Annotated in this window: 18 protein-coding genes; 9 read left to right on the forward strand and 9 right to left on the reverse strand. The window is 65.6% G+C overall.

Annotation, left to right across the window (positions count from 1 at the left end; translation table 11 throughout):
* Nucleotides 1-48 precede the first annotated feature (48 nt).
* From MTY59_RS08530 to MTY59_RS08565, 8 genes are all read left to right on the forward strand, one after another.
* Entirely contained in the window at nucleotides 49-1,566 is a 1,518-nt protein-coding gene (locus tag MTY59_RS08530) for a class I adenylate-forming enzyme family protein (RefSeq protein WP_221045272.1), read from the forward strand.
* A 36-nt stretch (nucleotides 1,567-1,602) separates the two neighbouring features.
* A complete protein-coding gene (locus tag MTY59_RS08535) occupies nucleotides 1,603-2,415 on the forward strand; it encodes an enoyl-CoA hydratase-related protein (RefSeq protein ID WP_221045273.1) in 813 nt (270 codons plus the stop codon).
* Nucleotides 2,416-2,417: 2 nt separating this feature from the next.
* Entirely contained in the window at nucleotides 2,418-3,269 is an 852-nt protein-coding gene (locus MTY59_RS08540; protein ID WP_221045274.1) for a mycofactocin-coupled SDR family oxidoreductase, read from the forward strand.
* 8 nt (nucleotides 3,270-3,277) lie between these two features.
* Entirely contained in the window at nucleotides 3,278-4,573 is a 1,296-nt protein-coding gene (locus tag MTY59_RS08545; protein WP_221045275.1) for an FAS1-like dehydratase domain-containing protein, read from the forward strand.
* Nucleotides 4,574-4,582: 9 nt separating this feature from the next.
* Nucleotides 4,583-5,725: an acyl-CoA dehydrogenase family protein gene (locus MTY59_RS08550; protein ID WP_221045276.1), complete on the forward strand. Its 1,143-nt coding sequence runs from the start codon at nucleotides 4,583-4,585 to the stop codon at nucleotides 5,723-5,725.
* A 10-nt stretch (nucleotides 5,726-5,735) separates the two neighbouring features.
* Nucleotides 5,736-6,491, forward strand: a complete 756-nt coding sequence (locus MTY59_RS08555; protein ID WP_221046333.1) for an enoyl-CoA hydratase — start codon at nucleotides 5,736-5,738, stop codon at nucleotides 6,489-6,491.
* A 61-nt stretch (nucleotides 6,492-6,552) separates the two neighbouring features.
* Nucleotides 6,553-7,356, forward strand: a complete 804-nt coding sequence (locus MTY59_RS08560; RefSeq protein ID WP_221046334.1) for an alpha/beta fold hydrolase — start codon at nucleotides 6,553-6,555, stop codon at nucleotides 7,354-7,356.
* 9 nt (nucleotides 7,357-7,365) lie between these two features.
* On the forward strand, nucleotides 7,366-8,928 hold the full coding sequence (locus MTY59_RS08565; protein ID WP_221045277.1) for a class I adenylate-forming enzyme family protein: 1,563 nt from the start codon (nucleotides 7,366-7,368) through the stop codon (nucleotides 8,926-8,928).
* A 16-nt stretch (nucleotides 8,929-8,944) separates the two neighbouring features.
* On the opposite strand, the gene MTY59_RS27660 is transcribed toward MTY59_RS08565, so the two are convergent.
* Entirely contained in the window at nucleotides 8,945-9,556 is a 612-nt protein-coding gene (locus MTY59_RS27660; protein WP_221045278.1) for an SDR family NAD(P)-dependent oxidoreductase, read from the reverse strand.
* A gap of 62 nt (nucleotides 9,557-9,618) precedes the next feature.
* On the opposite strand from MTY59_RS27660, the gene MTY59_RS08575 reads away from it, so the two are divergent.
* Complete coding sequence (locus MTY59_RS08575) at nucleotides 9,619-10,848, forward strand: CaiB/BaiF CoA transferase family protein (protein WP_221045279.1); 1,230 nt, start codon at nucleotides 9,619-9,621, stop codon at nucleotides 10,846-10,848.
* A gap of 7 nt (nucleotides 10,849-10,855) precedes the next feature.
* Here MTY59_RS08575 and MTY59_RS08580 read toward each other — a convergent pair whose 3' ends face one another.
* Genes MTY59_RS08580 through MTY59_RS08615 form a run of 8 tightly spaced genes read right to left on the reverse strand, consistent with a single transcriptional unit; the run spans nucleotide 10,856 to nucleotide 19,054 of the window.
* Nucleotides 10,856-11,695 (reverse strand): thioesterase family protein, encoded by an 840-nt coding sequence (locus MTY59_RS08580; RefSeq protein ID WP_221045280.1) that lies wholly within the window; start codon nucleotides 11,693-11,695, stop codon nucleotides 10,856-10,858.
* Nucleotides 11,692-12,438, reverse strand: a complete 747-nt coding sequence (locus tag MTY59_RS08585) for an alpha/beta fold hydrolase (protein ID WP_221046335.1) — start codon at nucleotides 12,436-12,438, stop codon at nucleotides 11,692-11,694. Before MTY59_RS08585 ends, MTY59_RS08580 begins: the two co-directional genes overlap by 4 nt.
* A gap of 11 nt (nucleotides 12,439-12,449) precedes the next feature.
* Complete coding sequence (locus MTY59_RS08590) at nucleotides 12,450-13,346, reverse strand: TIGR03619 family F420-dependent LLM class oxidoreductase (protein WP_221046336.1); 897 nt, start codon at nucleotides 13,344-13,346, stop codon at nucleotides 12,450-12,452.
* A gap of 41 nt (nucleotides 13,347-13,387) precedes the next feature.
* Nucleotides 13,388-14,551 (reverse strand): acyl-CoA dehydrogenase family protein, encoded by a 1,164-nt coding sequence (locus MTY59_RS08595; RefSeq protein WP_221045281.1) that lies wholly within the window; start codon nucleotides 14,549-14,551, stop codon nucleotides 13,388-13,390.
* Nucleotides 14,551-15,141, reverse strand: coding sequence for a flavin reductase family protein (locus MTY59_RS08600; RefSeq protein ID WP_221045282.1), 591 nt, complete (start codon nucleotides 15,139-15,141; stop codon nucleotides 14,551-14,553). The genes MTY59_RS08595 and MTY59_RS08600 overlap by 1 nt, the downstream gene beginning before the upstream one ends.
* 29 nt (nucleotides 15,142-15,170) lie before the next feature.
* Nucleotides 15,171-16,661, reverse strand: coding sequence for an aldehyde dehydrogenase (locus tag MTY59_RS08605; protein ID WP_221045283.1), 1,491 nt, complete (start codon nucleotides 16,659-16,661; stop codon nucleotides 15,171-15,173).
* Nucleotides 16,662-16,667: 6 nt separating this feature from the next.
* Nucleotides 16,668-17,450 carry an enoyl-CoA hydratase/isomerase family protein gene (locus tag MTY59_RS08610; protein WP_221045284.1) on the reverse strand — a complete coding sequence of 261 codons (783 nt, stop codon included), beginning with the start codon at nucleotides 17,448-17,450 and terminating at the stop codon, nucleotides 16,668-16,670.
* Nucleotides 17,447-19,054 carry a class I adenylate-forming enzyme family protein gene (locus MTY59_RS08615; protein WP_221045285.1) on the reverse strand — a complete coding sequence of 536 codons (1,608 nt, stop codon included), beginning with the start codon at nucleotides 19,052-19,054 and terminating at the stop codon, nucleotides 17,447-17,449. Before MTY59_RS08615 ends, MTY59_RS08610 begins: the two co-directional genes overlap by 4 nt.
* Nucleotides 19,055-19,066 lie beyond the last annotated feature (12 nt).

Consider the following 19,066-nt stretch of genomic DNA (forward strand, 5'->3'; position numbering starts at 1 on the left):
TTTCAGGAGAACGGCCATCCGCCGCCGAAGTCGACCCGGAAAGTCACGATGACGAGCATTGACGATGCGCTGGGACGGCTCTGGGACGCCAACGACCACGACCGCATGCTGGAGTGCGATGGAAGCTGGGCGTCGTGGGGTTCCGTCCGGTCACTGATCGAGCGGATCGACCGGGAACTGACCGTCGCCGGTTGTCAGGCCGGCGGCCGAGTCGCCGTCGTGCTCGCCAATCGAATGGAGTCCGTCGCGGCGCTCATCGCCATCTTCCGGGGCGGACGCACGTTGGTGACCATCAGCCCGCTGCAGCCACCAGAACGGTTGAGTGACGACCTTGCGGCCTCGGACGTCTCCTTCGTCCTTGCGCCGTCAGAGTTGTGGTCCGACGAGGTATTCAACCGTGCCGTCGCCGATCTCGGCGCGACCGGCTGGAGGCTCGACGCGGGCGAACTCGCGCAACAGGCATGGGGCACCAAGGAAGCGGTCGGCGGCGACCCTGAGGTAGCCATCGAGATGCTGACCTCGGGCACGACGGGTGCCCCGAAGCGAATCCCCTTGACCCGCAACCAGCTTGAGGCATCGCTGGCTGCGGCGTTGCGGCACAACGATCGCCCAGACGTCAGAGCCAAGCCACCGCTGACCGGGACGGTCGGCCTGGTGACGTTGCCCATCGTGCACATCGGCGGGCTGTGGTCGTTGTTGCAGTCGCTGGTTGCGGCCCGCCCGATCGCGATGCTCGACCGATTCACGGTGCCGGGCTGGTACGCCGTGGTGAAGCAGTATCGGCCCGCGGTGGCCGGACTGCCCCCGGCGGCCATGCGATCGGTACTCGACTCCGACATCCCACGGGAGGATTTGGCGAGCATCCGCGCCATCAATGCGGGTACCGCCGCCGTCGACCCGGCGTTGGTCGATGCGTTCTTCGAGCGGTACGGCATCCCGATCCTCGTCGTCTACGGCGCGACCGAGTTCTCCGGCGCGGTGGCCGGATGGACCGTCAAGGACTTCCACGCGCGGTGGGTCGACAAAAAAGGCAGTGTCGGACGGGCCTTTCCGGGCGTGCAGTTGCAGATCGTTGGCGAGGACGGCGCGGTCCTCGGCGTCAATGAAACCGGCAGGCTGCAGGTCGCCACTCCCCAGGCCGGCGGAGCCGGGCACTGGATCACAACCAGTGACCTCGCGCATCTCGATGAAGATGGCTTCCTCTACATCGACGGCCGCGCGGACGACGTGATCGTGCGCGGTGGCTTCAAGGTATCCCCCGAGGCCGTCGCCCGCGCGCTGCGCGCGCACCCGGCTGTTGCCGATGCCGCTGTCGCGCCCGTGCCGGACCAACGGCTGGGTCAGATCCCCGTTGCCGCAGTCGAATTGCGCCCAGGGATGGCGACCGACCCAGACGCGCTGCGCGAGCACTGCCGGGCCACGCTGACACCCTATGAGGTGCCTGCCCGCGTCTTCGTCGTCGACGAGTTGCCTCGCGGAGCGGCGCTCAAGGTCGATCGGCGGCGTCTGATCGAAATGCTCGAGGACCTTGGCATGCCGACGGTTCAACCGGCCGCGAGAGGCTGAAATTCTGTCAATGCCAATCCGATCGGAAGGAGACACATGGCTCAAGCAATAACAGAGGAGACCAACCGAGCCGCCGTCGTCGAGCGGCGGGGCAACGTCGCGCTCATCACCATCGACCGGCCCGAAGCCCGCAACGCCGTCAACGGGGCGGTGAGCACGGCCGTCGGCGACGCGCTCGACGAGGCGCAGCGCGATCCCGAGGTGTGGGCCGTCGTCATCACCGGTGCCGGCGACAAGTCATTCTGTGCCGGAGCGGATCTCAAGGCCATATCCCGGGGTGAGAACCTCTACCACGCCGAGCACCCCGAATGGGGCTTCGCCGGCTACGTGCACCACTTCATCGACAAACCCACCATCGCCGCGGTGAACGGCACCGCACTCGGTGGCGGCTCCGAGCTCGCTCTGGCTAGTGATTTGGTGATCGCCTGCGAGAGTGCGAGTTTCGGGCTGCCTGAGGTGAAGCGCGGCCTGATCGCCGGGGCGGGCGGAGTGTTCCGGATCGTCGAACAGTTGCCGCGCAAGGTCGCGTTGGAGCTGGTGTTGACAGGTGAGCCGATGACAGCCTCCGACGCCTTGCGGTGGGGCCTGATCAATAAGGTTGTACGCAACGGTACCGCCGTGGAGGCAGCCTTGGCACTCGCCGAGCGGATCACGTGCAACGCGCCTTTGTCGGTACAAGCCAGCAAGCGGGTCGCCTACGGTGCCGACGAGGGGATCATCGCCGCGGAGGAACCGAAGTGGGAGCACACGACTCGCGAGTTCACGGCGCTCCTGAAATCCGAGGACGCCGCCAAGGAAGGTCCGTTGGCCTTCGCAGAGAAGCGGTTACCTGTATGGAAGGCACGTTGAGCATGGGTCGCGTTGAGGACAAAGTCGTTCTGATCACCGGAGGCGCCCGCGGTCAGGGCCGCAGCCACGCCGTCAAGCTGGCCGAGGAGGGTGCTGACGTCATCCTCTTCGACATCTGTCATGACATCGAGACCAACGAGTACGCGCTGGCGACATCGCGTGATCTCGAAGAAGCCGGTCTGGAGGTCGAGAAGACGGGCCGCAAGGCCTACACCGCCGAGGTCGACGTCCGGGATCGGGCGGCGGTCAGCCGCGAACTTGCCAACGCGATAGCCGAATTCGGCAAACTCGACGTTGTTGTCGCCAACGCCGGCATTTGTCCGCTGGGCGCCAATCTGCCCGTTCAGGCCTTCGCCGATGCCTTTGACGTCGACTTCGTCGGCGTCGTCAACACTGTCCACGCCGCGCTGCCCTATCTGAAGTCCGGCGCGTCGATCATCACCACCGGGTCGGTCGCAGGCCTCATCGCGGCCGCACAGCCCCCGGGGGCGGGCGGCCCCCAGGGCCCGGGCGGCGCGGGCTACAGCTACGCCAAGCAGCTGGTGGATTCCTACACCCTGCAGCTCGCCGCGCAGCTGGCGTCAAAATCCATCCGCGCCAACGTCATTCACCCCACAAACGTGAACACGTCCATGCTCAACAGCGCGCCGATGTACCGGCAGTTCCGACCGGACCTTGAGGCGCCGGCCCGTGACGACGCCCTGCTGGCGTTCCCCGCCATGCAGGCGATGCCCATCCCTTACGTCGAGGCTTCGGACATCTCGAACGCGGTCTGTTTCCTGGCCTCGGACGAGTCCCGGTATGTGACGGGCCTGCAGTTCAAGGTCGACGCCGGCGCCATGCTGAAGTTCTAGGAGGACTGATGACCACCACGGAAAAGCACAGCGCCGACGCGGCCGCCGAAGAGGGCCGCATCACCGACGAGGACATCGAACGTGCCAAGGGGCAGATCGGCATTCCCGTCCACCAGCGCGACGAAGCGTGGCACAAGCTGCCGTCGGCCGACGCCATCACGCACTTTGCGTTCGGGTGCGGTGACGACAACCCGCTGTTCCACGATCCGACGTACGGACCGTCGACGCGCTGGCACGGACAGATTGCGTCGCCGACCTTCCCGATCACGACGGGCCTGGATCAGACCCCGAAGTTCACCGATCCGGAGCGAAAAAAGTTGTTCCGCGGGCTGTTTCGCGGGACCGGCAAGTACTACTCGGGGGTGAAGTGGACGTGGTATCGCCCGATCTACGCCGGTAGGCCGGTGTTAGCGGAGAACTACACGCTGGACGTTCAGGTGAAGGAGAGCGAATTCTCCGGTGGGCGTTCGGTCAAGGAAACCTACCGGTATCTCTACGTCGACATCGACGGCAACCCGATCGCGACCCGCGACGAGTCCTACATCAACGCCGAGCGTCAGGGCTCGAAGAAGTCCGGCAAGCTCAAGAACATCCAGCGCAAACACTGGACTCCCGAAGAGTTCGCCCAGGTCGAGGAGGAGTACGAGGCAGAACGGCGGCGAGGCGCTGATCCGCAATGGTGGGAGGACGTCTCGGTCGGCGACGAGCTTCCGGGAATCATCAAGGGCCCGTTGACAGTCGTCGACATCATCTCCATGCACATGGGGTGGGGCTGGGGTGGTTACGGTGTGGGGCCGCTGAAGTTTGCCCACCAATTGCGCAAGCGGATGCCCGCCTTCTACCAGCCGGATGACTATGGTGTCCCCGACGTCGTGCAACGCCTACACTGGGACGCCGGACGCGCTCAGGCCCTGGGCATTCCGGCTCCGTACGACTACGGCCAGATGCGCGCCGCGTGGGTGAGCCACCTGCTGACCAACTGGATCGGTGACGACGGCTGGCTGGCCGAGATGGACCTGCAAATGCGCGGCTTCAACTACCACGGAGACGTGCACCGCTGCACCGGAACGGTCACCGCGAAGGGTGACGGGGCCGACGACCCAGTGTCACTGGACGTCTTTGCCACCAGCCAGCGGGACGAAAAGACTACGCGGGGCAACGCGAAGGTTTTGCTGCCGTCCAAGACGACCGGTGCCGTGGTGCTGCCAATCCCGGATGCTGATCTGCGGAGGCGCGGCGCGCAGGTCGTTTCGCGGGTTTCTGGCAAGGTCGGTGAAGAGATGCGACGACTGTATGGAGAGTGAGACCAACACATGAAGAGACTGGTTCTAGAGCCGGAGCACGAGGCGTTCCGCGAGACCGTCCGGCAGTTCATCGATCGTGAGCTCGTGCCCAACGCCGAGCGGTGGGAGAGCGACCGGCTGGTCGACCGCTCAGCGTTCGTCGCCGCCGGCAAATACGGCCTGATCGGGTTCAACATGCCGGAGCAATACGGCGGTGGCGGAGTCGACGATTTCCGCTTCAACGCGGTCATCGGCGAGGAGATTGCCCGCTACGGAGGGCCGGGGCCATCTCTAAGCCTGCAGAACGACGTTGTGGGCCCGTACTTCTCGTCGTTGGCCAACGACGAACAGAGACAGCGCTGGCTGCCGGGCATCATCAGCGGCGAACTGATCGTCGCCGTCGCGATGACGGAGCCCGGGGCGGGCAGCGACCTGGCCGGTATCCGCACCTCGGCCGTCCGTGATGGCGACGACTGGATCATCAACGGCGCCAAGACGTTCATCTCGTCCGGCATCAACTGCGATCTGGTGGTAGTGGTCTGCCGCACCGACCCCGAGGCCGGACACAAAGGGTTCACGTTGCTCGTCGTCGAGGCGGGTATGGAGGGGTTCAGCCGCGGCCGCAAGCTCGACAAGATGGGACTGCACTACCAGGACACCGCGGAATTGGCCTTCGAGAACGTGCGGGTGCCGTCGGCGAACCTCCTGGGCAAAGAGGGACGTGGCTTCTATCACCTGATGCACAACCTCCCGTCGGAACGATTGTCCATCGCCATCTCGGCCATCGCCGGTGCCCGCGAGACCTGGCGCCAGACGTTGCAATATGCCAAGGACCGCAAGGCTTTTGGCCAGTCAATCGGCAGCTTCCAGCACAACCGATTTCTGTTGGCCGAGATGGACACCGAACTCGAGATCGGCGAGCAGTACATCGACAGGTGCCTTCAGGCGGTCGTGGACGGAGAACTGACTGCGGTCGAGGCGTCGAAGGCCAAGTGGTGGTGCACCGAGACCGCCAAGAAGGTGATCGATGGCTGCGTGCAGTTGCACGGTGGCTATGGCTATATGACGGAATACCGGGTCGCGCGCGACTACATGGACAACCGCATCATGACGATCTTCGGTGGCACCACCGAGATCATGAAGGACATCATCGGACGCGACCTCGGGCTGTGATCCCGCTGTGGTGAACGGCGTCTCGGTCGACCACGACGGCGCGGTCCTGCGGATCCGGCTGGACCGGCCGGAGAAGCTGAACGCCGTCGACACCCCGATGCTCAACGAGGCGTCGGCCCACATCGGCGGCGCCGATGCGGACCACTCAGTCCGCGCAGTGCTGCTTACCGGAGCCGGGCGAGGGTTCTGTTCCGGCGGAGACCTCACCGGTGGCGACACCGCCGGCGCGGCCGATGCCGCCAACCGCCTGGTTCGGGTGATCACCTCGCTACCCAAACCGGTCGTCGCAGGCGTACATGGCGGGGCGGTCGGATTCGGCTGTGCGCTCGCGCTTTCCTGCGATCTGGTGGTGGCCGCGCCATCGGCGTACTTTCAATTGGCCTTTGCCCGTGTCGGACTGATGCCGGACGGTGGCGCGTCCGCGCTGCTGCCAGGGCTGATTGGGCGAGCGCGCACGGCGCGTATGGCGATGACGGCTGAAAGAGTCTCCGCTGCAACCGCGTTCGAGTGGGGGATGATCTCGCATCTCACCGGTGCGGACGATTATCAATCTGTGCTCGCCGACGTGCTGCGGTCGGTCTCCGGCGGTCCTACATTGGCGTTCGGCTGGACCAAGCGGGCGCTGTTCGCGGCGACCCTAACTGGACTCGAGCCGGTACAGGCAATCGAAGCCGAGGGGCAGTTGGCGTTGATCGACACCGCGGACTTCAGGGAAGGTGCGCGCGCTTTCCGTGAGCGGCGCGCCCCGGAGTTTCGCGGGCACTGATTATCCGCGCACTGATTAAAGGAGAGCTGAAGTGACAACCTCGAAGGTACGAGTAGACGGCCTGGACATCGAATACACCGACGCGGGGCAAGGACCCACTGTCCTGTTCGTGCACGGCGTCTACGTGACCGGGGCCCTGTGGAACGACGTCGTGGCCGAACTCGGTGATGGGTTTCGCTGCGTCGCGCCGACCTGGCCGCTGGGCGCGCACAGCACACCCACCGATGGAGCCGACCTGGGCGCCGAGGCGGCGGCTCGCCGCATCGTCCATTTCATGGAGGCCCTCGATCTGACCGACGTCACCGTGGTGGCCAACGACACCGGTGGCGGCCTGGTGCTGGCGTCGCTGGGTGATCCCGCTCTGGACACATCCCGGATCGCCCGGCTGGTGCTCACCAATTGCGATAGCTACGAACACTTTCCGCCCGGTTCGTTCGCTCAGATCGTGAAGCTGTGCCGCCTTAGCTCCACATTGGGTGGGGGAGTCGTGCGCCTGTTGGCCACCGGGCCGGGGCAGGCCTTCTTCCTCAAGGCCGTGTCCAAGCACCCTCCGACCCCCGAGCGGCAGCGGGAGATCTTCGGAGCCTTCGCCACCAGCGCAGCGGCCCGCCGCGATGCCGTTACGGTGACCGCCTCACTGGATCCGGCCCTGACATTGCGCGCCGCGCCGGCGATCGAGGCATTCGACCGACCCGTCGTCCTCACATGGGGCACCGAGGATCAGCTGTTCCCCCTCGACCACGCCCGTCGCCTGCGCGATGCATTCCCGCATGCCACGTTGACCGAAATCCCCGACTGCTCAACCTTCGTGATGATCGATGCGCCCGGCAAACTCGCCGAGGCGATCCGCAGCCGGGTCGAGTAGCTAGCCCCTATGTCCTTCGACTACGCCGCGTTGCGCAGCGGTTGGTATCGGGAGGGGTGGTTCTCGTCACGGACGTGCATCGACGCGTTCGAAGCGGGTGCGCGCGAGTGCGGTTCGACCGCGGTCGAGTTCGTCTCGGCGGACTCGGTGCTCAGCGTGACGGTCGCCGATGTCCACGACGCTGCGGTGACGTTCGCGGCGGGTCTTGCGCGCCTCGGCGTCCGGCCGGGGGACGCGGTGGCGGTGCAGCTGACCAACCGAGTGGAATGTGCGATCGCCTATCAGGCCGTGCTGTTGAGTGGCGCGGTGTTGGTGCCGATCGTGCACATCTATGGGCAGGGCGAGGTCGGTTTCATCGTCACGCAGTCCGGGGCTTCGGTGCTGATCACCGCCACGAAATCCATTGCAACAGCGTTGGGCTCAGTGTTGCGCCACGTCGTAGTGGTGGACGCCGAGCCTGGACCGGGTTGGCTGGTGTGGTCGGACGTGCGATCCGAGCGGTATGTGCGGCCCGACGTTAAGTCCGACGACGTGTGCCTGCTGATGTATACGTCGGGCACCACCTCGGCGCCCAAAGGCGTCCAGCACACGCACAACACCGTGCTCGCCGAACAGGCGACGATGCCCGCGCTGATTGCCGGTGCACCCGATGACGTGTCGCTGGTGAGCTTTCCACCCGGGCACATCGCGGGAGTGGGAAGCATGTTGCGCGCCTTGCTGTCCGGGTCGCGGACGGTGTTCTTGGCGAAATGGGATCCGCGACGCGCGGTCGAGGTCATTCGCGACTTCGGGGTCACCTCGACCGCTGGTGTCCCGACTCATCTGCAGGGCATCATCGAACTCGGTTGTGCCAACGGTGAACTCGCCACATTACGGGAGTTCCTCGTCGGTGCGGCGCCCGTGACCGAGGAACTCGGTGCGCGAGCCGCCGCCGCGGGAATCGCGACGTTCCGCTCCTACGGCTCGACTGAGCATCCGACTGTCAGCGGGGCGCACACAGGCGAGCCCCGGTCAGCCTTGTTGTGTACGGATGGCAGGCCAATGCCAGGTTCGGTGGTGCGCATCCTTGCTGCTGATGGTTCCGAGGCGCCCGCGGACACCGATGGTGAGGTGGTGGTGCGCGGTCCGGAGCAATTTGTCGGCTATCGCGACGCTCAGCTCGACGACGAGGCCTTCACCGACGACGGGTGGTTCCGCACCGGGGATCTGGGCCGCCTGGACGCCGACGGCCGGCTGATCATCACGGACCGAATCAAGGACATCATCATCCGGGGCGGCGAGACGATTTCCTCGACTCAGGTCGAGGACGTGCTGTCCGCACATCCAGCGGTGTCCGAGTGTGCGGTGGTCGCGGCGCCCGACGCCCGGTTGGGCGAAATCGTGGCGGCAGTGGTTGTGCTCAAGCCCGATGAGCGACTTGACATCGACGCGCTACGAGGTCATTTCGCCGCCGCCGGCCTGGCGAAGCAGAAGGTGCCCGAACGCTTGGTCGTCGTCGATGCCCTGCCCCGTACGTCGCTGGGCAAGGTACGCAGGGCCGAACTGCGTGCCCAGCATTTCTCGGACGGTTAAACGCTTTTCCGCATCGTCAGTGCGCTGTCCAGCCGCCGTCCACGGTCAACACCTGGCCGGTCATGTATGTCGAGGCGCGCGATGCGAGAAAGAGCAGAGCTCCGTCGAGCTCGCCGGGTTCACCCATTCGCCGCATCGGGCACCCGGTGTGCAGATAGCGCTGGCTCGCCTCGTCCTCGGTCATAGGGGCTGAGCTTTCGCTGGGAAAGAAGCCCGGCGCCAGAGCGTTGACACGCACCCCATGGCGCGCCCATTGGCAAGCCAGGTCACGTGTCAGGCTAATCAACGCGCCCTTTGAGGACGTGTAGGCGGCGTCCGGTATCGGCCACGCGGCGACGAGGCCGAGTATCGACGAGATGTTGATGATCGAGCCTTCACCCGCGGCGATCATGGGCGCAGCGGCCAGCCTGGCGAGATGAAAGGCCCCTACCAGATTGACCTCGAGTGTGTTCGTCGGAAGGCATCGATCGGTTCGTCGAGGGCCGGTGCGGGAGAACCGAATCCCGCGTTGATAACGACGACATCGAGTCGACCGAATCGCTGCAACGTCCGCGGCACGATTTCCTCGACTGTCCGATCTGCGGTGGAAATTCCATGGACATCTTGGGTCGATAGTAGACTTCGACATTGCTTACCTAGTAACCTATGTTGGTACGGAGGCGGCGTGGCCGGCAGGACAGAGGTGAGCGGATGCAGAAACCGATGACCGGTGTGCGCGTCCTCGAGGTCGCGCAATTCACCTTCGTGCCTTCGGCGGGCGCAGTCCTCGCGGACTGGGGCGCCGACGTCGTCAAGATCGAGAACCCGGTCACCGGGGATGCGCAGCGGGGACTCGTCACCGTCGCCGGTCGCTCCGCGACCACGCCGGGAGTCTCGTTCTCGCCCACGGTCGAAGCCCCCAACCGCGGCAAGCGCAGCGTCGGACTGTCCTTGGCGTTGAAGCAGACTCGGCCGGTGTTCGAGGAACTCGTCAGGCGCAGCGACGTCTTCCTGACCAACTTCTTGCCCCAGGCGCGGGCGAAACTACGGATTGACCTGGATGAGGTACGGCGTATCAATCCGTCGATCGTCTACGTCGCGGGCAGCGGCTTCGGGGGCGAAGGGCCCGATCGCGAGACGGGCGCACACGACGCGACGGCCTTCTGGGCGCGCGCCGGCAACGCCGACGGGGTCACGCCGACGGAATCCGAGGTGCCGACGGGCATGCCGGCGGGCGCATTCGGCGACAACATGGGCGGCATCACCATCGCGGGCGCGGTCGCCGCCGCCCTCTACGGCAGGCAGACGACTGGGCAGACGTCCGTCATCGACGTGTCGCTGCTGGCGGTCGGGGCGTGGGCCAACCAGTCCAGCGTCAACCTCGCCATGCTGTATGGCTGTCCGCTGCCGAAGATCGACCAGCGGACGCAGGCGCCGGGCAACCCGCTGACCGGCGCCTACCGATGTTCGGACGGGCGCTTCATTCAGCTCTCGATGCTTCAGCCCACCCGGTACTGGACATCCGTCTGCCGGCTCTTCGGACTCGAGGCGGCCGCCGTGGACAAGCGATTCGCCTCGCTCGAGTCGTTGGCGGCACACGCCGATGAGGCCACCGCACTGCTCGCCGACGCCATCGCATCGCGGACCTTCGACGATTGCACGCGGCTGCTGAGTCTATTACGGGGCCAGTGGTCTCCGGTGCAGGACGCGTGGGAGGTCGCCCACGACGAGTCGTTGATCGCCAACGGGCGCATCGCCGACCTTCGGGACGCTCAGGGAAAAGAACAGCGGCTGGTGGCCAACCCGGTGAAGTTCGATGAGGCAGCCGCCCACCTGACCCGGGCGCCGATGTTCGCCGAGCACACCGACGAGGTGCTGCGGGAGCTGGGCATCGACGATCATGAGCTGATCGAGCTGAAGATCGAAGGTGCCATCACCTGAGCGTTGGTCAGGTCCACACTATCGACGGTGGTGGCGTGAATCCCGGGTTCGCCAATGCCGTTGCCATACCGCTGCCGATGGGCCCTTTTTCGTCGAACAGCGTCGCCACGCCGGTGGCGACCCCTGCGTGGCTGTAGTGCGTCATCGACGCCAATCCGATGTAGACGCCTTTCGGCAAGCGACTAAGCGTGATCGTGTAGTCGGCGTTGATGAATTGCAAACCCTGCGTGCCCCAATGGGTTAATGAACTGGTGACGTCCCCGGCCATGATGGCTCGAGTAAAGGGTGACAGGGGCTCGTCGTCGACGAGCAGCTTGGTCTCCCGCAGCCAGACGAACTTCTGCCCATGGTGTCGCCACTCGGTGACCCCGACGCCCGGACTGCCCGCGACCGGGTCCCGGCCGAACGAATGCAACACCATCGGGACATCGTCAGCCAACACGTCGGGCTCCGCCGGTACTGCGGGCATGCTGATCGGCGACGTCCACACCGTGTCCACGGCATGCTCGCTGCGGCGAAGGAACAAAGCACTGGCGCGAGCGACCACCACGTCGTTCTGAGTCATGACCGCGTCGACCGCTCGAAGTCGCCGGCCGTCGCGCGCAACCGAAGTGTGCATCTGCAAGGGTTGCAGCGCCACCGGCCTCAGCAGATCCACCGTCAGCCGGGCGGGCTGAAGGTCGACGTCATCGACTTCTTGTTCGACCGCGCGTCCCAGCAACCCGCCGACGTAGTTGCCGCTGATCGACGGACCCCACGGCCCGCGCGCCAAACGGGTTGGGACAAAGCTCTTCCCGTCAGTGACGAAGAAGCACGTCGGCACCGCGTTGGATGAAGAATCTGTCATCGGACCCTCTGTCGCAGTCGGCAGCGCTCGAGAAGTATCTTTGCCAACCGCTCCGGGTGGCTGAACATGACGTCGTGACAGGCGTCGACGGGGATCACCTCATGCACGCCGCCGAGGGCGGCGATGCTGGCACGCTGGGACTTTTGCGACAGGGCGCGGTCTCGGGTGGTCAACACCCAGGTACGTGGCACGTCGTCGGGAAACCCGCTGCGGTCCACTGGTTCTGCGGGAATTCGTGCCGCTTCGGTGTACAACCTCGACATCGCGAGCCGACGCTGTTGCTTCGTCATGCCGTTGCAGAACGCGTACTGTGCGGCAGCGCTTGGAATCTTGAATGGTCTGCCGCCTCGAGCGGCGAACCGCGCGAAGGCCGCCAGCGGACCGCTCAAGGTGTCGACGATCGCCTGCCCCTGACTGGGCACGAACGCGGCGACGAGAACCATCTCGCGCACCCGTGCGGAGCCGAGTTTGGTGACGACGCCGGGGACCGTCACCCCTGCCATCGAGTGGCCCGCTATCACGATGTCGCCTAGGCCTTCCCGATCGATGTCGGCGACGACGGAGTCCACCCACCCGCCGATGGTGGCCGTCGCCAAATCTCCTGGCGTACGGCCGCGGCCGGGAAGGTCCACGGCGAGGGTGCGCAATTCTGGCTCTTGACGCCGCAATTCGGCGACCACGAACTCCCAGCAGTCGGCGGCGTGCTCACCGCCGTGGACGAGCACGAGATCGGGCAGCGCCATCGTGGAGCCCTTCATCGGTCGATCAACTGGGAGCTCAGCATATCGATGTCGGTGCGGAAGTCGCTGAAGCTTCTGCTGGCCGGCTCGATGGTGATCCACGTGACGCCCGCCGCAGCGTAGTCGTCCAGTCGCGGTTGTACTGCGGCGCAGAATCTCTCGCAGTCGCCGCTGGCGAGCTGGTCTGATTCGAATGGGACGAAGGCGACGTCGGCGGCACCGCGCCCGGTCTCCGCCCGTCGCTTGTTCACCTTTGCGATCCACTCGCCGAGCGTGTGGATGTCTTCGAGGGGGCGGGCGCGGGTGATCGCGGCCATTTCGCCCGACGCGGCCATCGGCATCCAGCCGTCGGCGACCTCGATGACACGGCGCTGCGCGGCCGCGCCGTTGCCACCGATCCAGATCGGCGGACCTCCCGTCGTCGACGGCGGTGGCAGCGCGATGTGACCACTCACACCGAATTCCGGCCCATCGTGGTCGGCGCCAGCCCAGGTCGCCTTCCACGCCGCGATTGCCTCGTCGAGCAGCACGCCTCGCCGGACGAAATCGGCGCCCAGCGCCTCGAATTCGGACTTCAGGTAGCCGGCCCCGGTGCCGAGCGTGAACCGACTGCCGGAGAGCAGATCGAAACTCGCGGCGGCCTTTGCCGTCAGGTAGGGGCTCCGATATCCCGAGACCAGGATGTAGGTCATCAACCGGATGCGAGTAGTGGCAGCCGCAGCGAAGCTCAGCGACACGAATGGATCGAAAGCGTGGTGGCCGCCGCGGGCCAACCACTCCCGGTCCGGATACGGGTGTTCGGACATCGAGAAGCCATCGAAGCCGGCTTCTTCCACCAACCGTGCGACGTCGCCGACGCCAGCGCCTTCGCTCCAGCGGTTCCAGTGCTTGACGGCCCGCATCGGGAACATCAGGTTGAAGCGCACTTTTTTCTCCCTACCGTTACGGCCGACTACCGCACCAGCGATCGAGCAATGATCTCGCGCTGCACTTCCGTGGCGCCTTCGCCGAGCCGCTTGACCCGCAGGTCGCGAAACCATCGCTCCAGCGGCAATTCGGTGGAGATTCCCAACGCCCCGTGAATCTGGATGCATCGGTCCAGAACTCGATAGGCGGCCTCGGTTGCGAACATCTTGGCCACCGACGCGTCCACCCGGACATCGCGTCCGAGATCGGCGTTCCAGGCGGCTTGGTACATCAGCAGCCGCGCCGCGCGCAGGTCCACCTCACTATCCGCCAGCATCCACTTGATGCCCTGCTTGTCAGCCAGCCTGCCCCCGAACACGTCTCGGTCCTTGGCCCATTCGCAGGTCATGTCCAGCGCGCTCTGCGCGATGCCGATCGGCCCCGCCCCGTACACGACGCGACCATGCACGAGAAACTCGCTTGCCAGTGAAAAGCCCTGTCCCTCAGCACCGATCAGTCGGTCCGCGGGTATCCGCACATTGTCGAAGTGCAACTCGTACGGCGCAAAAGACGCCATCACGGGGATGCGGCTGAACGTGACTCCGGGGGTGTTCTTCTCAAGAATGAACGCCGAGATACCCTGGCGCCCCTCGCCGGTGCGGGCGTACACCACCCCCCAATCGGCATCCGGGGCGTGCGAAATCCACATCTTGGAGCCGTTGAGTACGTAAGCGCCGTTGTCCCTCGCCGCCCTGAGCTTGATCGCCCGCGCCGGGTCAGATCCGCCGGAGGCCTCGGTGATGGCGGTGTACGCCTTCGACATGGTGCCGTCTATGACGGGTCTGGCGTACTTGTCGAACTGCTCGGGTGATGCCTTGAACATAACGTTGGGCGGGTTGCCACCGAACGCGCCGAGGGCCGGAAAGAAAGCTCCCATCCGGCATTTCGCCGCCTCTTCGGCGACCACGACCTGGCCGAGGACGCTGAGCCCGGCACCGCCGAACTCCTCGGGCGTCTGTAGCGACCACAGTCCGAGCTCCCTGGCCTTGGCCTGCAACTCTACGAGCTGTTCGCGAGGGAGGCCGACCGTGTCGTGGTCCAGCCTATCCTCAACCGGACGAACCTGGGTATCCATGAACCGCCGCACCGTGTCGCGCAGCATCACCAACTCTTCCGGCAGCTGCCATGCGCCAGAAGGTTCTTCGGCCATCAGACCCGCGCCGCTGCGGCCGCGCGCAGGTCCCGTGCGCTCTGCAGCTGCGGCTCGTGATTCGCCTCGTATTGCTCGATCCACTCGTGCGGCAACTTGCCCCACGCCTCACCGATCCGCAGCCGTTGCGCGGAGCTGAACACTTCCGCGGCGACCACGTCACCGACGAAGATGGTGTTCTCGTCATTGTCCAGCGACCCGGTGATGCGACACTCCACGTAACTGTGCGCGTCGAGCAGGATCGGAGCTCCCGTGACGCCCGGCTTCGTGCGCAGCTTCGAAAGCTTGTCGCCATCGCGGCCCGAGCTGCCGCCGAGTGTCATCAGGATCTCCATGGACTTGTCGATCTCGTCCGGAGCGGCCGACAGCATGTGCATCACGAAAATGCCGGAATTGACCAGCATGTCGTGCGTCTTGTTGTATTTGGTCAGGCTCACGGTCGCACGTGGCAATTCCGGCACGATGCTGGCCGAGCCGGCCGACAGCGACATCAGCCCGTTAGCGAAACCGCCGTCAATCGTGGTGACCGCCACCGGAAATGGCCGCAGTCCGGCCAGCACCTTATCGGCGGCCGCGAGGTCGAGTGTCATGTGTATCCCCTTTGTCGATCGGATTAGGGTCAGCCGAGCGTGAACGGGTCGCGGGTTTCCCCAGACAGTTCCAACCACACCGCTTTGGTCTCGGTGAAGTCCTTGATGGCGTCGATGCCGTTCTCTCGCCCGATGCCGCTGTAGCCGATGCCGCCGAACGGAACATGAGGCGCAACAACGCGATACGCATTGATCCATACCGTGCCGGCCCGCAGCTTGGCGGCCACCCGGTGCGCGCGGTGGACGTCCTTGGTCCACACCGCCGCGGCCAATCCGAACTCGGTGCCGTTGGCCGCGGCGACGGCCTCGTCCTCGTCGGCGAAGCTCATCACCGCCAGCACTGGTCCGAAGATCTCCTCGGCGACGGCACGCATCGAGGGGTTGACACCGGTCAGCACCGTCGGCTTGACGAAGTAGCCACCGAGCTCTGTCGCGGGCTCGCCGCCGCAGGCGATGGTCGCACCCTGTTCCCGAGCAGAAGCGAAGTGCGACAGCACCTTCTCGTACTGGGGCTGGTTGGATACCGGGCCCATCTCGGTCGCCGGATCCTTCGGGTCACCCAATTTGATGGTCGCCGCCCGCGCAACGATTTTGTCCACCAGGGCGTCGGCGACGCTGCGGTCTACCAGCAGGCGCGAGCCCGCCAGACACGTCTGGCCGGTGGCGGCGAACACGCCGGCGATCACCCCGTTGGCCGCGGCATCGAGGTCGGCATCGGCGAACACCACCTGCGCCGATTTGCCGCCGAGTTCGAGGGAGAACCGGGTCATGTTCTGAATCGCGGCCGTGCCAACATTAATGCCGGTAGCCGTCGACCCGGTGAACGCGATCTTGTCGACACCCGGGTGCGATGCCAGGGCGGCACCAGTCTCCGGGCCCCAGCCGGTGACGACGTTGATGACGCCCGGGGGGAAACCGGCCTCGGCGAACAGATTTGCGAAAGCCAGTGTCGACGTCGGGGTGTGGTCGCTGGGCTTGACGACGAACGTGCAACCCGCGGCCAGCCCGGCGGCCAACTTCCAGGTCAACAGCAGTAGCGGTGAGTTCCAGGGCGTGATCGCGCCCACCACGCCGACGGGTTCATGGCGGGTGTAGACGAAGTAGTTGGGCTTGTCCACCGGTATGACGTCGCCCTGCAGCTTGTCTGCCAGCCCGCTGTAGTAGAAGTAGTAGTCCGGCAGGGACCGCATCTGGCCGACCATTTCGCGAACCAGCTTGCCGCCGTCACGCACCTCGAGTTCGGCCAGCTGCTCGGCCTCGCGCGCGATGATCTCGCCGAGTCGCCGCAGCAGCTTGCCACGCGCGGTCGCAGTGAGCGCGCCCCACGGTCCATTCAGTGCAGCGCGGGCGGCGGCTACGGCGCGGTCCACATCGGCGGCCCCGCCGTCGGGCACGCGTGCCCAGGGCCTGCCAGTGAAGGGGTCAACACTGTCGTAGGTCAATCCCGATGCGGCGGGCGATGCTTCGCCTCCGATCAAGAGGTCGAACTGGACCAACGTCTCGGTCGCCGTGTCAGTCATGCGTCCTCATCGAGTTCGAGGTTTCTTCTTGTTATTCAACGAGTCCGGGCTGGCTCCGGCATTGCCGAGGTCGGTGAAGAACTTGCCGTGTCGGGCGGCCACGCTGGGGGTCAGATCGCGGGCCTCCCACATCGCGCGAACGGTGCCTTGAACACCATTAGGTCGGCGTGTGGCGATTTCGGAGGCGAGTTCGAAGGCACGGACGCGTAGTTGATCGTCGGGGACCACCTCGGTCACCAGCCCAATTCGCAGAGCGGTCTGCGCGGACATCCGCTCCTCGCTGCCGAGCAGCGCCCAGCGCATCACCTCCCCGTAGGGCACGCCGAGGGCCAGCATGCCCATCGGCTCCAGTGCCGAGACGATGCCGGCATTGGCGTGTGGGTCAAAGAACGTGGCCGTCTCACTGCAGATAGAGAAGTCGCACTCGTTGACGAAGTACATGGCGCCGCCGGCCACGATGCCGTGCAACGCCGCGATCACCGGCTTCCACACCTTGTGCGCCTTCGGCCCCAGCAGCTCACCCGGATCCTCCTGGTTGAAGATCGGTTGGTGCTTCCACCAGGTGCCCTCGGTCACGTCGATGCCGGTGCAGAACGCCCGTTCGCCGTTGGCGCACAGCACCGCGACTCGGATGTCCTCGTCGTCGCGGACTCGGGCCCAGACTGCAGCCAGTTCGGCGGCCATCTGTTCGGTGAAGCTGTTCAGCTTTTCGGGGCGGTTGAGTGCCACGGTGGCGACGTGATCGGTCACCTGGAATTCGATGGTGGCCAGGTCGGTCTGCTTGTTCACGTTCGCTCCTCGGTCGATCCGGTGGACACCGGCATCTTCCCACCCGACTCGCCGACGTGGTTCACCTGGTTAGCGATCTCGCGTTTGAGAATCTTGCCCGCGGGGCCCAGTGGGAACTCGCGCCAGAACACGAATCGCCGCGGCTGCTTGTAACCGGCCAATTCCGCGCGGCACAACGCGGCGAGTTCGGCGGCCAGAGCGTCCTGGTCGGAGACATCGGATTTGGGAATCACGGCGGCCACCGGCGTCTCACCCCACTCGGGGTCGGGCACCCCAACCACGGCCACCATGTCCACGTCGTGGTGCTGGCCGAGTACCCGCTCGATCTCCGCTGGGTAGATATTGAACCCGCCGGAGATGATGAGATCGGTTTTCCGGCCGGTGATATGGAGGTAGCCCTCCTTGTCGAGGTAGCCCAAGTCGCCGGAGCGCAGCCCATCGGGATGGAACGTCTCGGCGGTCTGCTCGGGCCGGTTCCAGTAGCCAATCGCGTTGGCGGGGCTGGTGATCACGATTTCGCCGACGTCGCCGGGCGGGGCATCTTCGCCGTCGACGTCGATGACGCGGATCACGCACATCGGGGTTTCCTGCCCGCATGAGGTCGCGATCGAGGTTCTGCCAGAGACGATGTCACGATGATCCTGGGGCGTGAGGATCGTTGCCTGTCCGCCGCATTCGGTGAGTCCATAGCGCTGTTGCAGGTCGCAGCCGAGCAGGTCCATGGCCTTACGCGCCAAGCCCGGCGGCACGGGGGCCGAACCGTAGGAGATGCGCCGCAGGCTCGACATGTCCCGCGGTGGGCCGTCTTCGAGGATCGCCAGCGTCCGGTGCAGCATCGTCGGGATGAACGTCGTGAATGTGATGGCACTGCGCTCGATCTCGTCGATCACGGCCTGCGGGTCGAATTTCTGGTGGATCACCATGGTCTGGCCCAGATACAGCCACGACACAGTGCGCACCATGCCACCCGCGGTAAAGAACGGCGTCGTCGCAAGCATGACGTCGGAGCGGTTGGCTTCGGTCACGAGGTTGGTGTCGGCCGCCTGGTAGAGCAGGGCGCGGTGGGTGTGCATCACGCCCTTGGCGCGACCGGTGGTGCCGCTGGTGTACAGGATGAATGCCACGTCGTCCGGCGTGATGTCGCGGCGCCCGGCGCCGGGCTGGGCTTGCGCCAGCGCCGTCTCGTAATCGGTTACCAACTCACTCGTGCCGAGCGTAGAGCGGGCACCCACGCCCAATATCAGCCCCAGTTCGGTCAATTCGCCCAGGAACTTCTCCACATGGTCGGCGTGGATGATCACCGCTCGTGCGCCGGAGTCGTCGCGTACGTGGGCGACCTCGTCGGGCGCCAGCCGAATGTTCACCGGTACCGTGATCAGCCCGGCCTTGGCCAGGCCGAACGAGATCTCGGGCCATTCGAGGCAATTGCGCGCGATCACCATCACCCGATCACCCGGCGCCAGCCCACGGCCGATCAGGAAGCTGGAGAGCCGACGGGCCCGCTCGTCGACCTGTGACCAGGTGAGCGCCCGGTCGGCGTCGACCAGCGCACGCTTGTCGGGGTAGCGGCGGGCGTTGTTGGTTGCGATGTCACCGATGAGCATCAAATGAAGTCC

This window comes from Mycobacterium senriense (assembly GCF_019668465.1).
Classification (GTDB): Bacteria; Actinomycetota; Actinomycetes; order Mycobacteriales; family Mycobacteriaceae; genus Mycobacterium; species Mycobacterium senriense.